11 protein-coding genes are annotated in these 16244 nt (G+C 48.3%); 2 read left to right on the forward strand and 9 right to left on the reverse strand.

The genetic code is table 11. The features are described 5' to 3' along the window. Window positions 1–48: 48 nt before the first annotated feature. Window positions 49–1458, reverse strand: coding sequence for an IS5 family transposase (locus tag NG792_RS19880; RefSeq protein WP_261236543.1), 1410 nt, complete (start codon window positions 1456–1458; stop codon window positions 49–51). Window positions 1459–1633: 175 nt separating this feature from the next. Between NG792_RS19880 and NG792_RS19885 the strand changes: the two genes are divergently transcribed. After that, complete coding sequence (locus tag NG792_RS19885) at window positions 1634–3625, forward strand: alkaline phosphatase D family protein (protein WP_494337303.1); 1992 nt, start codon at window positions 1634–1636, stop codon at window positions 3623–3625. An 85-nt stretch (window positions 3626–3710) separates the two neighbouring features. Here the strand turns inward: NG792_RS19885 and NG792_RS19890 are convergent, their stop codons facing one another. The 8 genes from NG792_RS19890 to NG792_RS19925 form a co-directional block, all read right to left on the reverse strand. Beyond that, on the reverse strand, window positions 3711–3836 hold the full coding sequence (locus NG792_RS19890; RefSeq protein ID WP_261200298.1) for a hypothetical protein: 126 nt from the start codon (window positions 3834–3836) through the stop codon (window positions 3711–3713). Further along, a complete protein-coding gene (locus tag NG792_RS19895; RefSeq protein WP_261200299.1) occupies window positions 3833–9127 on the reverse strand; it encodes an AAA family ATPase in 5295 nt (1764 codons plus the stop codon). Before NG792_RS19895 ends, NG792_RS19890 begins: the two co-directional genes overlap by 4 nt. Before the next feature lie 153 nt (window positions 9128–9280). Next, window positions 9281–9463: an SAM-dependent methyltransferase gene (locus NG792_RS19900; protein WP_261200300.1), complete on the reverse strand. Its 183-nt coding sequence runs from the start codon at window positions 9461–9463 to the stop codon at window positions 9281–9283. A 127-nt stretch (window positions 9464–9590) separates the two neighbouring features. After that, complete coding sequence (locus NG792_RS19905; protein ID WP_261236545.1) at window positions 9591–10385, reverse strand: pentapeptide repeat-containing protein; 795 nt, start codon at window positions 10383–10385, stop codon at window positions 9591–9593. A 289-nt stretch (window positions 10386–10674) separates the two neighbouring features. After that, complete coding sequence (locus NG792_RS19910) at window positions 10675–11526, reverse strand: MBL fold metallo-hydrolase (RefSeq protein ID WP_261200302.1); 852 nt, start codon at window positions 11524–11526, stop codon at window positions 10675–10677. A gap of 101 nt (window positions 11527–11627) precedes the next feature. Beyond that, window positions 11628–12017, reverse strand: coding sequence for an aspartate 1-decarboxylase (panD, locus tag NG792_RS19915; protein WP_261200303.1), 390 nt, complete (start codon window positions 12015–12017; stop codon window positions 11628–11630). Window positions 12018–12386: 369 nt separating this feature from the next. Next, window positions 12387–12902 carry an inorganic diphosphatase gene (locus NG792_RS19920; RefSeq protein ID WP_261200329.1) on the reverse strand — a complete coding sequence of 172 codons (516 nt, stop codon included), beginning with the start codon at window positions 12900–12902 and terminating at the stop codon, window positions 12387–12389. A 436-nt stretch (window positions 12903–13338) separates the two neighbouring features. Next, a complete protein-coding gene (locus NG792_RS19925; protein WP_261200304.1) occupies window positions 13339–13530 on the reverse strand; it encodes a TLTLP motif-containing protein in 192 nt (63 codons plus the stop codon). 233 nt (window positions 13531–13763) lie between these two features. On the opposite strand from NG792_RS19925, the gene recN reads away from it, so the two are divergent. Next, window positions 13764–15575: a DNA repair protein RecN gene (recN, locus tag NG792_RS19930; protein WP_261236546.1), complete on the forward strand. Its 1812-nt coding sequence runs from the start codon at window positions 13764–13766 to the stop codon at window positions 15573–15575. Window positions 15576–16244: the final 669 nt, after the last annotated feature.

A 16244-nucleotide genomic window follows, 5' to 3' on the forward strand; every position in this document is an offset into this window, starting at 1 on the left:
ATCATTAAATGGGGCAAACCCTATAATTGCTTTTTTGTCAAGTACAATTTATACCAAATTAGATGAGCTTGCCCTGCAGTAAAACTGCCTGAGCAGTTTCACAAGGTTGAGCACTAAAAACGTAAGAGTAATAGAAGTTTCGGAAGTATTAGATAGTTTAGACATGACTCGATTCAGACTGAATCTTCGTTTACCCTGTCCAAATTTCCCTTCAATTTCGTTGCGAATGCGCTCGTCTTCCTGTGCTTGTTTTTTATCTTGAAGGCTAACTTGGGTTCGCGGTCTCCCTAATGGAGGACCGCTGAGTCTAATTCCTCTTTCTTTACACCAAGCTCTATTGACTCGGGTGCGATAAATTTTATCGGCGTGAACCGATTCCGGGTAAACTCCCGTCAATTCTTTGTACGCCTCTACTTGACTAATAAAATCTCCACTTTCATTATAACTTTCCCAACTAATTTTTTCTAGCAATACATATCCTTCTACACAACTGACTGATAACTTCGCTCCGAATTCCGTAGGACTTCCTGCTTTACCTCGGACGATTGGACGGACATGAGGTTGTGTTAAACTGACAATCCGATTGTCGATTCTTTTTTGATTATTCGACCATATCAAATCCTGTTGACGATAAATTTCTGCGGAGACTAATAAATTCCTGTATTGCCTTCTGCTTAAGAGTTCTAAGCTGGCTCCTTTTTCAATTAACTTGTCAATATGTCCCAAATTCCGTTTGATATATTGCAGTTGTTTTTTAACGGCTTCTTTCCTTTGGTTTCCAGAGGGGTTCCTCTTTTTAGCGAACTTTAAATAATCTTTTCTGGCTTTATTTCTGTAAGTTCTTGGTTTTTTGTCCAGGTTATCCTTCAGAAATTTATATAAGGTATCTATGATGCTTTCGGTAGTTTTTCTGGCTTGATTTAATAGCTCCACATCCGTGGGGTATTTGATATCCGCAGGGGAAACCGTTGCATCCATTAATAGCCGACCTCTATTTTCTTTTGGGTTTTCGGCTTCTTTTAACTTTTTTGTGCTGGGGTCCTCCGGAGTGAATCCTAGACTTTTTTGGACAATTCTACGATTAATTTTTTGAAGCAAAGCCGGAGTAATTCTTTGCCGAAAATGAACCATCATTGAGGGGTCAAAGGGCGCTTCGTTCTGATAACTGTTCTGTCCAATAAAATACTGTAAGTAAGGGTTTTCCTGTATTTGTTCTACAGTTTCTCGGTCACTCATACCCAACTTTTCTTTGATGATTAAAGCGCCCAGTGCCATCCTAAAAGATTTAGCGGGTGCTCCCATTTCTTCTGAAAAATTTTGGGCATATTCTGCCTCAAATTCTGACCAAGGAATGAGCTTCGACAGAACTATCCACCGATTGTCTTCACACAGTTGGCCCTCAAAAGGAAGTTCAAAGGCTTCTTCTGGCCCCAGGGTGTTTTGTGATTTTCGATACATTTTCCCTCAACCGATGCACAACAATTTCCTATTTTACCTCTTTTTCCGGTCGTTTGGGCCCGAGCCACACTTCTGGGAGCCTTGAATAGTCAGCGTTTCACTTTTTTTCAGCAAGCCCTATTTAGCAAAAAATCCTGACGTTGCGGCTGCCGTAGAACGGGATGAAATCACCGGGATTGGACATTATCTCACGTTTGGTGTCACCGAAGGCCGGGAGTTTACTCCATTTAGGGAAGGCAATACCACCCTCCCCAATGGAGTGGCTGCCGGGGATGTGACCCAAAATAGTGCTGTGTTGTGGACACGCAGTACAGAAGTAGGTCCGGTGATTTTTGAGTATGCCACCGATGCCAACTTTGGGGCGATCGCCGGACGAACTACCAACTTTGTCACCGACCCCACGGTCCCAGTCCAGGTGCAAGTGAGTGACTTGGCCCCGCAAACCCAATATTACTATCGCGTCACTGATGCCGCAGGCACTTCCGCAATCGGACAGTTTCGCACTCCCGCCCCCTTGGGAACACAGACGGGATTACGGTTTGGCGTCACCGGAGACTGGCAGGGAGAACTCGCCCCCTATCCCTCCATTAGCAATGTCCCCGATCGCAACCTAGACTTTTTTGTACTCCTGGGAGATACGGTGGAAATGGACAGTATATCCCCAGACCTCCCCGGTGTCCGCCAATCCGCTAATATAGACCAATTTCGCACTAAATATAACGAAATTTTCAGCGAACGATTTGGACTCAACCCCTGGGCCGATTTGCGCGCCTCTACCGCTACCTATAACACCTGGGATGACCACGAAATCACCAATGATTTTGCCGGAGGTGCCGCCCCAGCCGCATCCCCCCAACGGAATGGGATTTTCGGGACCGAAGGCCGGTTTGTCAATGAAACTCCCGTATTTAATCAGGCATTGGAAGCGTTCCTGGATTACAAACCCATGACGGAACAACAGTATGGGGAAACCGGCGACCCCCGGACCGCTAACAAAGAGAAACTGTATCGGTACAATGTTCATGGCAGCGATGCCGCCAGCTTTGTCTTAGACCTGCGATCGTTCCGCGATAAGCCCTTGCCCTTTATCCCGGAAACCGCTTCCCCAGAAGCCGTCAACGCCTATTTGCAAAACTCATTTGACCCCAACCGCACAGTCTTAGGTCAAGCGCAGTTACAGGAGTTCAAAAACGATTTACTCGCCGCTGAAAACGCTGGAATTACCTGGAAGTTTGTCATGTCTACGGTCCCGATGCAACATTTTGGAATCGCAGTTTCTGGGGAACGTTGGGAGGGATTTGAGGCGGAACGAACCGAGATATTACGGTTTATTGATGAGAACAATATTAGCAATGTGGTGTTTGTCAGTGGAGATTTTCATGGCAATGTCGTCAACAATGTGACCTACCAGGAGGGATTGGGTCAACCGCAAAAACCCACCGGCGCTTTTGATGTGATGATTGGTCCTGCGGCGATTCAGTTAAATATCGGCCAAGGACCTTTTGCGGCCCCATTTGGACCGGCAACCGTCGCCTTTACCCCCGATGCACTGCTGTCTCCCGCAGAGAAAGACCGCTATCGGGCAATGACCAATGAGGCGGAAAAGAATGCCTTTGTGCGCCAGGTGATTGATAATCGGATTCTGCCATTAGGATATGATCCCGTGGGGTTAGAAGGGTCAGAAATTGACGCGCAATTACTCCAGGGTTCCTATTTTAATGGACACAATTATGGCTGGACTGAATTTGCGATCGCCCCAGACACTCAACAGCTAACAGTGACAACCTTTGGCGTTGAACCTTATACCCAGGGGAACATGGAAGCGAATCCGGCAGAAGTTGCCAATCGCACCCCCACCGTTAGCTTACAATTTACGGTGAATCCGCAGACTGGGGATGTGCTATTACCCTCAAATATCACCACTGCCGTAGAGGAAAATCTAGCCCGAGATTTCGGACTGCAACCGGGTAATTTTACGCTAGTTTCCTCACAAAAACAAACCTGGTCTGATGGCTGTTTAGGGTTAGGAGAAGCCAATGAAAGCTGTTTGCTGGCCCTAGTGGAGGGGTGGCAGGTAACGGTCCAAAGTGGCGATCGCACCTTAGTCTACCGCACCGATGACACCGGGTCCCAAGTCAGACTCGATCGCCAATCCTCCCAATTGTAAAATCCCCTTCCTTCCGGTCCCCTCCCCTTAGCAAGGGGAGGGTTAGGGTGGGGTTCCCCTGGGGCGATCGCCACCTCCGGTCCCCTCACCTTAGCAAGGGGAGGGTTAGGGTGGGGTTCTTCTGGGGCGATCGCAAGTTAGAATCTCCCCCATCCTCCCCATCCTCCCCATCCTCCCCATCCCGATGGCGGTCCTCCCCATCCTCCATCATCGCTGCTTCATCACCACCAAAGTAATATCATCAAACACCTTCTGTTCCCCAATAAACTCCCGCACATCCTGAATCACCCCGGAACGAATCGCCTCCGCAGACTCCTGCCAATACTGCGACACCACCTCACACAATCGGTCCATCCCATAGAACTCTCCCGCCATATTTTCCGCCTCCGGTATCCCATCGGTATAAAGCACCACCCCATCCCCGGGATTTAACTCCACTTCTGCCTGAGTAATAAAATCAGAAATATCCAACTCTAACCCCACAGGAAATCCTAAATCCACCGTATCCAGTCGCTCAATTTCTCCCGTTCCTCGGACTACCAAAACCTCCTCATGTTGTCCCGTAATCCGTAACACGCCATCAGCATAATCCAACAACGCTAAAGTTAGATTCTTATCCGTCCGCATCCGGGCTACGTTGTCATGAATCATCCGGTTAATCGTATTTAAAAACTTCACGTAATCCCTTTCATCGTTCACCAACAAAGTCCGCACAGCCGTTTGGACCATCACCATCACCATTCCGGCTTCTAATCCATGTCCCGTGACATCCCCAATCCCGATTTTGATATGTCCCTCATGGTTCAACACATCATAATAATCTCCCCCAATTTCATCGGCTGGCTCCATAAATCCCGCAATTTCTAACCCAGGAATCGCCTGCAATTCTTCATAGCGAGGCAACATTTTTTGTTGGAGTTGACGGGTGACATCCAGTTCGGCACTCATCCGCAGGTTGTCGGATTTGAGCAGTTCATTCAATGCGCTGATTTCTTCGTTGGCTTCGGCGAGTTGGGCGGTACGTTCGATGACTTTATCTTCTAAGGTGCGATACAGTTGGGCATTTTCTAGGGAAATTGCCGCTTGGGCGGAGATGACTTGTAACAGTTCGATGCGTTCCGGGGTAAATGCGCCAGTTGCTAAGTTATTTTCTAGGTAAAGAATACCGATGAGTTTGCCTTGGTTGACAATAGCGGCACAAAGAAGGGATTGAGTTTGCTGTTGGAGAATATAAGGTTCTGAGGTGAAAATTCCCTCTTCGGTGGCGTTGGCGAGGATGACATTTTCTTGGGTCCGGGCGACATAGTTAATGATAGCCGGTGGGACGAAGTTGCCGCTTTCTAAGGGGAGGGATTCCAGGATTTGGACTGCCCCATTGGGGAGTTTGGCAGCTTCGATTTTGAGTTGGTTGTTGTCAGATAAAATCAGCACACCTTTTTGTGCACCAGCGTTTTCTATGGCGAGAGTCAGAAGTTGGGCGAGGAGTTTATTGAGTTGGATTTCGCTGCTGATGGCTTGGGAGGCTTTGAGCACGGTGGCGATATCCAGGGTTTCCCCGGAACTGCTGCCACTGGTGGAGGTGGTGGAGAGTTTGCTGCTGGTGGAGGTGCGTAATTCGATGAGTTGGGGATAACGGGTTTCTAGCTGTTGGACTTTGGCAGTGGCCCCCCAGCGTTGGTAAGCATAGTGGCCTTCTTGGAGGTAGAAGCGGGCTAAGTGAGGGATGTTGCGCGCGATGTAGAAACGGGCGGCGAGTTCGTAGGCGAGGGCTTCTTCGTTGAGGTATTCGTTTTCTTTGGCGAGGCTGATGGCGCGATCGTAGTAGTCTCGCGCATCGGACGGGTTGCACAAGACTCGGGCGCGTTCGGCTTCGACGAGATAATATTTATGCAGGTAGTTCATGGGGGCCTGTTGCGCCCAAAGTTGCATTTTTTCCTGGTTGGCGGTGACTTTTTCTAGGATCCGCTGTTGTTCGGGTTCGGAGGCGTCGGGATAGAGGGCGAGGTGCGTGAGGGAATCGTAGAAATGGAACACTAAAGCAAGGGGTGTTCCTAGGGCGTTTATCACATATTTTTCTAACTCAGCAATTGTAGTGATGGCATCCTGAAATTCCTGAAACTGATAGGCTAAAATCAGTTTATTCAAATACATATTATGTAATGAACTGACATCTCCCGCTTGGAGGCGAAGTGGGGCCATGATTTCTTCATTAAAAGCCTCTCCCATTAATCGCCAAGGAGTTTCGGAATTTCCGCGAAGGTTTAAAATAGCTTGTCGGAAGGATTCGTGCCAATTCAACGGGCTTTCTTGCTTTAAATTACGCATTAAAAGGCTATAATTTTGGGCCTGCTTTTCCAGGTTTTCTAAACTTTTACCCCCTAAATAAGCATTGACGGTATAAGAACATAAATTATTGGCTGCAATCTCAAAGTCTCCACTTTCTAATCCGGCTTGATATCCTTCTAAAAAGGGATTTAAACTCAGGTGTAAATGCTCTTTGGCGTGAGTGGTGAAAAAGTAACTCCGAGCATAGACTCGGGCTTGAACCTGTCTATCATTTAAGTGGTTAGCTAACTGGATAGCGAATTGACCATATTGATAACCCCTTTCTAATTGTCCCGAACGGCAGAGAATAAATCCATAAAAGGCAAAGGCATCTGCTGATAGGGGTGCATATCCATAGTGAACGGATAAATCAATCTGCTTACAGACGAACAGGGCAAATAATCCATAAATTGAATAAGAAGCATTATAGGACATCGCCATAATTTTCATAGCAGCCCCTTTGTAGGGGTCGCTCATGGGGGTGAAATTTAGCAAATTGTCGGCGGTGCGGGCGCGTTCTGCTAAATTCTCCTGAGTCTGCTGGAGTGCTTGCATCACATCTTCATCGGTGGGCTGTTCGGGAAAGTCTACTCCCAGAAGTTTTAATACTTCTAATGCTATGGTGATGCCTTCTCTCAATTGGTTTTGAGCATTATAAGCTAAAATCCGTGTTTCATAAGCCTTTACTTGATCTAAAACATTGAGTGCCTGTTCCTGTAGCTGTTCAATTAGCTGTCTCATTGCCTCAAAGTCACCGCATAAATAAGCAGCTTCTGCGGCTTCTTCATATAAATTTAAGGTAAGGCGATAGTGAGTTTGCCAAGATTGCAGAGAGAGTAATTCTAAACCCACTTTTAAGTAATTATAAGCAGGCTGATAAGCGGCTGATTTTTTTGCTTTTATGCCCGCTTGTAAATTTAGGTCAGCTAAATCATTTCGTTCTTCTAGTGTTTGAATTAAATTTTTACCCAAATTTAATTGATTGACAATATTAAATATTTGCTTTTTCCCTTCTTCGGGGTTTTGATATTGTCTTAATAAGCGACCAATTCTTAGATGGACCGCTTGTTTATCAGTTTCTGGAATTAAAGAATAAGCCGCTTGCTGGATGCGGTCATGAGCAAATTTATACTCCACAGTTACCCCCTGTGCAATCTCGGGGATATCCAATTCCATTAGCTTATAGTCGTCCCCAAGGGGTAAAATCAAAGTCTCGGAGATGGCATCCCATAATGCGGCTGCCGTTTCTGAACGGGATTTCTGAGAGACGAGGGCCAAAGTTTCTAGGTCAAAGCGATAGCCCATACAAGCCGCTAATTTTAAGCAATTTTGGGTAGTTTCGGGTAGTTTTTGAACTTGCTCTACCATCAAATCTACCACATTGTCTGTAATATTTTGGGCCGCTATTTGATGAATATCCCACTGCCAACAGCGACGGGAAGATTCAAAATTTAAGACTTTATTTTTATAGAGAGAATTTAAAAATTGGTTGACAAAAAACGGATTTCCCTTCGTTTTGGCCTCTACTAACTCTGCAAGGGGTCGGGCAATTTCTTCAGCCGCATTTAGGGTATCGGCCACCAACAGAGTGACATCACTTAGACTCAACGGAGTCAGAAAAATTTGATTCACGGTTGCTTGGTTTTTTTGAAGTTCCTCTAGGGTGAGCATCAAGGGATGCGCTGAGGAAACTTCGTTATCGCGATAGGCCCCGATGAGATATAAATACTGACTCGCCGGGGTCGTCATCAAAAGTGCTAACAATTTCAGGGAAGCGCTATCAGACCATTGTAAATCATCTAAAAAGACAACTAGCGGATGTTCGGCTTGGGTAAAGACTTGAATAAAGTTTTGGAAGACTAATTTAAAGCGATTTTCAGCTTCCGTTCCCGGAAGTTCCGGTACATTGGGTGGTTCGCCAATGATGGCTTTCAGTTCGGGAATGACATCAATGATAATTTGTGCATTAGGCCCGAGTGCCGTCAGCAGTTTCTCCCGCCAAGTGGCGATTTGGATCGCGCTTTCTGTGAGCAATTGCAATATTAAAGACCGAAAGGCTTGCACCAGAGAAGCATAAGGAATATCCCGTTGCAGTTGGTCAAATTTGCCGGAGATAAAATAACCTCGTTGACGGGTAATCGGTTTATAAACTTCCTGGACTAAGGCCGATTTCCCAATCCCAGAATATCCCGCTACGAGCATCAGTTCAGTGTGTCCCCCGCTACAAACTCGCTCGAAACCGGAGAGCAGTTCGGCGATTTCTTGCTGTCGTCCATACAGTTTTTGCGGCAGTTGGAATCGGTCCGAACTATCCTGAGTCGCGAGAGGAAAAAGTATAATCTCTCCAGTGCTTTGCCACTGGCGCAGACATTCTTCTAAATCCTTCTTTAATCCATAAGCGGATTGATAGCGGTCTTCAGCATTTTTGGACATCAATTTTAAGATGATGTGCGAAATTGCTTCAGGAATCTCTGGATTAATCTGATGGGGTGGGATGGGTTGTTGGGCTAGATGGGAATGCACCAGGGCCAGGGCGTCATCGCTGGGAAAGGGAACTCTGCCGATAAGTAGTTCGTAAAAGGTCGCCCCGAGGGAATAAAAATCACTGCGATAGTCTACGCTGCGATTCATCCGTCCGGTTTGTTCCGGGGCAATATAGAGGAGGGTTCCTTCTAAGAGATTAGGATTCCGAAAGGTGGGATTTTCTCGACTCAGTTGGGTAGAGATGCCAAAATCGATAAGTTTGAGTTCTTGGGTGTTGGGGTTGAAAACCAGGTTGGTGGGGTTAATATCTTTGTGGATAATTTGTTGCTGATGGACAAGATCCAAGATTTCAGCAATGTTAATGGCAATGGGTAAAAATTGACTCAGGGTTAAAGGTTGATTTTGAATGATTGTCTTTAGGGAAACTCCGCCAAAATCTTCAATCACCATCACCCACTGGCGATCCGACCTTTCTAAGCGATAGGCATTAATAATTCCGGGAAAATTTAAAGACTGAGTGGTTTCATACTCGCGCTGAAACTGGGCGATTTTTTCGGGGGAGGGGTAGGCTTGATTGAGTAGCTTGAGGATAACGGGTTGGTTATCGGATAGACCCACGGCGCGATAGATTCGGGAGTTGCTGCTTTCGTGGAGTAGTTCGCCGATTTGGTAGTTTAAAATTGCGATCGCCATCAGATTCTGTCCTCGTTCAGGGTCTACAGGGGATACCTACCCGCATCCAAAGTTCCCGATCCGGACGGATGGTTAACCCCGCCTTGGGTAAGATATTCCCTTTACCCTCTAATGTTAGCCGATTCTTATAGAGTCTACTTAGCATTGAGGCCGTCAGTCTGAATCCAGGAATGCTTCAGCCGTGGGATTCAAGGTTGGCAACCATGAGGCTGTCACGGGGTCAACCACGGAAAACAACAATTTATCCGCATATTTAATCCAGGCTTGAGCAGCCAATGTGAGGTATTCTCCCGGTTGAATGCCGCTTCCCACTATAGCTAATGAACCCCAGTGCAACGGTTTCCTCCTGAATTTCTAGAGTTTGACAACACTAAGTATAACATATTTAAGGGTTTTAAAAAATAAAGGGTATATTGTGAGAGAAATTCCCACAATATACCCCCTAAACTGAGCCGATCGCCGGTTACTGCATCCCCGGACGGGGAAGGGCCAAACCGCTACCGCCTCCGGGATAAGCCCCAGGGTGACCCAAGGGAATATAAGCCATAGACGCTTGATGCATCCCAGAGTGGCGATCGCCAGACATTCCCATGCCACTGCCATAGAGTCCGATCGCCCCATCCAGCTTGGCATGAGCCAAATTTGCACCTCCCAAGTTCGCCCCAGTGAGATTCGCCCCACTGAGATTGGCATTAAACAAATTCGCATTTCTGAGATCCGCCCCATTGAGATTGGCATCTCGCAAGTCCGCATCCACCAACCGGGTATCACTCAAATCCCCATTGGTCAAATTTGCCTCCACCAATTGTGCATTCCCCAGATTCGCCCCGGCACATTGCACCCCACTGAGATTGGCATGATTGAGAACAGCCCCAATCAGATTCGCGCCTTTGAAATCCACACCACTGAGATTTGCATCCGTGAAATTTGTATTCACGCAATTGGCAAACGTTAAATCCGCCCCACTGAGGTTGGCATGATTTAGCTTCGCCTCAAACAGGTTCATCCCCTTGCCATCCAATCCACTCAGATCCGAGTGGGTGAGGTTGGCATCGACTAAATTAGCAAAACTCAAGTCAGCGCCGCTCAAGTTTGCATGACTGAGATTTGTTTGATTGAGATTGGCAAACAGCAATTTAGCACCGCTTAAGTCCGCTTTATTTAGATTAAAACGACCTAGGTTTGCCTCATTGAGGATGCCTCCCTGACACTGCTTGGTTTCGAGTAACCGTTTGATGTGGGCATTATTAGCAGCCATATAGTTTTTAAGGGATAGATGATTTTCTGATGGAAAATTATTCTTCTCATCTTACTCCCCTGGGTGGGAGATGGGGAGGGTGGGAGATGGGGAGGATGGGGAGATGGGGGGGATGGGGGAGATGGGGAGGATGGGGAGGATGGGGAGATGGGGAGGATGGGGAGATGGGGGGGATGGGGGGGATGGGGAGGGTGGGGAGGGTGGGGAGGATGGGGAGATGGGGGGGATGTTTGTAGTAACGACTTGCTGTCGTTACTACAAACAGGGGAATTGTGATGGAGTGGTGACTTTAAATTAGATTTAACTTCATGCCTTCTCGCGCTAGGAAGGCGTCGGGGAATTCGGCTTGAATTTGAGATTCAACATCAGCTAGAAACTCATCATCATGAGAGGGGTCGTGATGAAAAATCACTAAATGCTTAACTCCAGCAGCTTTGGCAAGTTTGATGCCTTCTTTCCAGGTGGAGTGGCCCCAGCCTACTTTCGGGGTGATGGGGTGATAGTATTCTTCATCGGTGTAGGTGGCGTCATAGATGAAAATATCGGCATTCCGGGCGAGAGAGAGGACATTTTCATCGAGGCGATCGGGATAATGTTCGGTATCGGTACAGTAAACTGCGGTATGTCCTTGCCAGGTGACGCGATAGCCGAGGGCTTCACTGGGATGATTCAGATGGGCGGTTTCAATGGTGATATCATCAATGGTGACTACATCCCCGGGGTGTAAGTCGTAGAATTTCAACTCAGACCTCATGCCCTGAAGTGGAATGGGAAAGTTAGGATGCAGCATTTGGTCGGATAGACGCTGTTTCATGGTTGCACCATTGGGGGCGACAGCACCGTAAACATGAAAGAGATTGCCGGGGATAAAGGCGGGGACGAAGAAAGGGAAGCCTTGAATGTGATCCCAGTGGGAGTGGGAAAAAAACAGATGAGCCTCCACGGGCATCTGGGGCATTAAACTGGTGCCAAGGAGTCGCAAGCCGGTTCCCCCATCGAAAATCAGGCGTTTACCACCGACGCGCATTTCCACACAGGAGGTATTGCCACCGTAGTGAACGGTTTCTTTTCCGGGTGTGGCAACGCTGCCGCGCACTCCCCAAAAGTAGATAAAAAACGCAGAATCCAGGCTGGTTTCCATAGAGACTATCCGATCGCAAGGCGGTGGGCTGGCTACTTTAGGTCAAAAAAAAGGCGGGGGTTTAGGGTAATAAGCAAAGGCGCGGTTTAGGGGGATTGCACCTAAACGAGGCTAAAGGTATGCAATTCTTCATACCGTCGCACTTCCAACAGACGGTTTTGCTCATCAACCAGAACAACCCGAGGCGAATAGGTTGTAACCTCTTCTGGGGTGAATTGTCCATAGGTCATAATAATTAGCCGATCGCCCGGTACACCCAGACGCGCTGCTGCACCATTGAGTTCGATCGCCCCGGACTCGCCAGGGGCCTCAATCGCATAGGTGATTAACCGTTCTCCGTTGGATTTGTTGACAACCTGCACCTGCTCGTAAGGCAAGATACCTGCTGCCTCCATTAACTTTTGATCAATACTAATGCTTCCCACATAATTCAAATTAGCATCGGTGAGAGTGCAGTTATGGATTTTTGCTAATAGAAGAGTTCGCTGCATGATGCGGAGTTGTTTCTAAGGAGGTTGGCAGATTGCTGCCTCAATGTTAGAACATCAGGACCTTAAAACCCAGAAAGTGCGGGCTGGCTTTGCGATCGCGACGGATTGCAGGGGGTCCCACGGGATGGATGCGAGTGATAGCCCTGAAGTTGTTAGCACCATTGAATTTACAGTGTAGCGGGAGTTGGTTGTTTTAGTCCGCGATCGCCGACGGAATCAACATCCAGGGAACCTTTCGAGAGGAGCTTCCCTTGGCAATGGAGGGGTGTAAGGGGGCGCAAGCATTGCGCCCTTACAAGATACAAGGATTGTCCGTTTTTACGCTGTAGACTGGGCCCCCAATTTTGGGGAACCTCAATTCAGTCTTTATTAGGCTTTTTGACCGGCTTTAACGCACTTCTCAACCAGAGGCATTACCTTTTCTACATCATGCCAGCCGAGAATTTCGGTTTTCTTCTTTTCCAGATTTTTGTAGGTTCTGAAAAATTCCGCAACTTCCTCTAGTCGATGAGGGGCGATATCTTTCAGGGATCTGACATGAGCATAGCGGGGGTCTTTATCCGGAACGCAGAGAATTTTTTCATCTGGGTCCCCCCCGTCAATCATTTCTAAAAACCCGACGGGACGGGCGGCAATCACACAACCGGGAAAGGTTGGCTCATCCATAATCACCATACCATCGAGGGGGTCTCCATCTTCAGCTAGGGTATTCGGGATAAAGCCATAATCGAAAGGATACTGAACCGAGGCATACAGGACGCGATCGAGGGTCAAAGCGCCTAACTCTTTATCAAATTCGTACTTATTCTTGCTGCCGCCTGCGATTTCAATTAAGACATTAATCAGACCAGGTTTCGGTTGGGCTGGAATCTTCGTTAAATCCACAATAACTCCTTGGATGGCGAGGGTCGTTTTCCTATCCGAATCTTGCCGATTCAGCAGGGTTAAATTTGGGTCAGCCCAGGGTGTACAACGCCGTCGCTCGGATTCGCGATCGGGCTTTGAATACCCCATGACAGTCCGTCAGCCATCGTACCAGAAACCTGGAACCCACACACCATCGGTTTGCTGCCCAGACTCGCCCCCTAAAGGGTGGGGATCCAAGAACAAAGCCCGCCCAGGCGGGCTACTCCATAACAACGACTTTTGATATGGGGATTTGGTATCATCCGGAATTAGGTTGTTCAGGGAAAACCTGTGACCACTAGCCCGCGCAGACGCGTCTACGGCTGTGGAGCCAGACCCGGAAGGGCCTGGGTTTTTGCCGAAAGCAAGGGTGAAAAACCCAGTTTTTGGGCCCGGGGATATCCCTGCTCTGGGGTCACCTGCTCACCCCGCTGAGGGGATAGGATGAGGGGGAGGGGAGGGTGGGGAGAGGATTGGCCGAAAAAGTCCCGATCGCCAGGAGGGGGAGCAAGAGGGTGAGTAAGGCGATCGCCGCACCAAATAAATTAGATAAAGTATTTTGGGGAACGGGTTCAGAAGACCGGGCAGAGGGACTACCGGATTCCATAAAGAAAACTATTGAATTTTTTTAAGTGTGGCTGTGAAATCAATCTAACCCAAAGCTCTCGCACTGAGCCTCTATCATCAGTATTAAATATTTTTCGCGGTAAGATTGTCATCAAGCAAACAATCTGGGACATTTCTATTGTACTCAAAACCCTGGAAATTGACCGGAGGGCCAACCTTCCCCAAGAAGGCGGGGCTTTTCCCCTGTATAGTTCCACAAGGATAAGAATTGCTATGTTGCTGTCCCTGCGGATAGAAAATTTTGCCTTAATTGACTGCTTAGATCTGGACTTTGGTAGGGGTCTCAATGTCTTAACCGGGGAAACGGGAGCGGGAAAATCCATTATTCTGGACGCCCTGGATGCCGTTTTGGGGGGCAAATGTACGGGAAGGGCTATCCGCACCGGAACCGGGCGATCGCTGATTGAGGCCACGTTTGAACTAGAACCCCCGGTGGCTGCCTGGGTCCGAGACCAAGAAATTGAACTGTTAGACGGCACTCTTCTCGTCGTGAGTCGGGAACTCGTGTTTGGGAAAGGAGGAGCCATGAGGAGCCGATCGCGGTTGAATGGGGTGCTGGTGAATCGGCAACTCATGGAACAACTGCGCGATCGCCTGGTGGAAATCACCGCCCAAGGGCAAACCGTCCAACTGGGACAACCGGCACGTCAGCGCGATTGGCTGGATGCCTTTGCCGGTCCCGAGGTCCTGGCAGTCCGCCAAGCCGTTGTTACCCATTATGCCGAAGCCAATGCCGCCCGACAAGCTTTAGAAGATAGTCGGCAATCGGAACAACAGCGCTTACAACGCATTGATTTACTAGATTATCAAGTTAAAGAACTCTCCGAAGCTAATCTCCATGAAGCGGAGGAATTAGAGCAACTGGAACAGGAACGGCAGCGCCTGTCCCATGTGGTGGAACTTCAGGAACAAAGCGATCGCGTTTATCAAGCCCTCTATCAGCAGAATGATGGCTCTTTTGCGGCGGCGGACCTGTTGGGAGAAGTGGAACAAACCCTGCGGGATATGGTGGCTTATGACCCCGAATTGCAAGCCGTTTTAGATATGGTTAACGATGCCTTAGCCCTAGCGATCGAGGCAGGAAGGCAGATGAGCAGCTACAGTTCCAGTTTAGAAGCTGATCCTGACCGATTGGCGGAGGTAGAACAACGGATTGCTCAACTTAAGCAAATTTGCCGCAAGTACGGACCCAACCTGAGTGCGGCGATCGCCTACTTCCATCGCATCGAAGCCGAACTGGAAGAACTCACCCAAGCTGATCGCGCCGTAGAGGTGCTAGAACGCCTCTATCAAGCCCGTCAAGGCGAACTCATCCAAAGCTGTCAAAAATTAACCCTTCGGCGGCGGACTGCTGCCTTGCGGTTAGAACAACGCCTGATTGAGGAACTCAAACCTCTGGCGATGGATAATGTCCAGTTTCAGGTGCAAATTGAACCCGTAGCGCCCACCAGTACCGGCAGCGATCGCATCATGTTCCTGTTTAGTCCCAATCCTGGGGAACCCTTGCAACCTGTGGCCGAAATCGCTTCCGGGGGGGAAATGAGCCGGTTTTTGCTGGCCCTGCAATCCTGTTTTGTGCAAGTGGATAGTGCTGCTACCCTTGTCTTTGATGAAATTGATGCCGGAGTTTCGGGACGAGTCGCCGGGGCGATCGCCCAAAAACTCCACCAACTCTCCCAGGGTCAACAGGTGTTATTTGTCACCCATCAACCGATTGTTGCAGCAATGGCAGACTTTCATTTTCGGGTGAATAAACAAGTCATTGGCAGTTCTGAAGAAACCCCCGAGGCGTCAGATCCGGAACTCCAACCCACCAACACCCCAGGCAACGGTTCAACCCCACCTGCACCGATTGCACCGGAAGAACGCACCGTCGTCCGGGTAACGGCGCTTTCCAGTGAACAACGACGAGAAGAACTGGCGCAACTAGCGGGAGGACAAGGGGCATCCGAGGCGATCGCCTGGGCGCAATCTTTGCTCAACCAAGCCGCCTCCGTCCGAAAAATTCAAACCCGCAGTTCTTAAACAATCCTTGATTTTCTGCCCCAATCCGACTAACCGAAACAAAGCAGACGGAACCCGATATGATAACAGTCTCTAATCCGTTCCCTCTAGAAACGATCGGGGTGATACCTAGCTCCTGTAAAGTTCAAAATCCGGGTTCCCAATTTTCCAAAAAATGTTACAACTATAAAAGCGAATTTCAAACTTTATGACGGGCTGACCCTTAGAGCGACTAACACTTTTGCCGGGATCACCATTGCTTGTCAAAAATGTTACAACAACGAGGCGATTCGTCCAAGCGCCTCACGGTTCAATCCCATCTGTGAAGCTGCCATCTAACCTGATCCCAACCGAATAATCCCTTGAACATTTATCAAAAATTTTTGAAAAAAGATGGAAATAGTAGAAAGGGTCACATTGAATTTCAGCAGGTAGTGTCAGAATCTCCTTAGCGTTCTCCCTGTTACTCCGGTCCCAACTCGATGCGGACATCCCCGAGGACCCCAAAAAAGCGCCCAAGGAGGGCTGAAATGAAGCGATCGAAAATTAATTCCCAAATGTCTAATTATTTATGGACAGAGTAAACTTAAAGAGATAGTTACCGGATCGGCTAGGCTTTGTGCAACAAATCCGCGACGGCGTTCTCCGCAGGACACTCACATAATCCCAGAAATTCGCTGACTCCTGGTC

This window comes from Laspinema olomoucense D3b (genome assembly GCF_025370785.1).
GTDB lineage: Bacteria > Cyanobacteriota > Cyanobacteriia > Cyanobacteriales > Laspinemataceae > Laspinema > Laspinema olomoucense.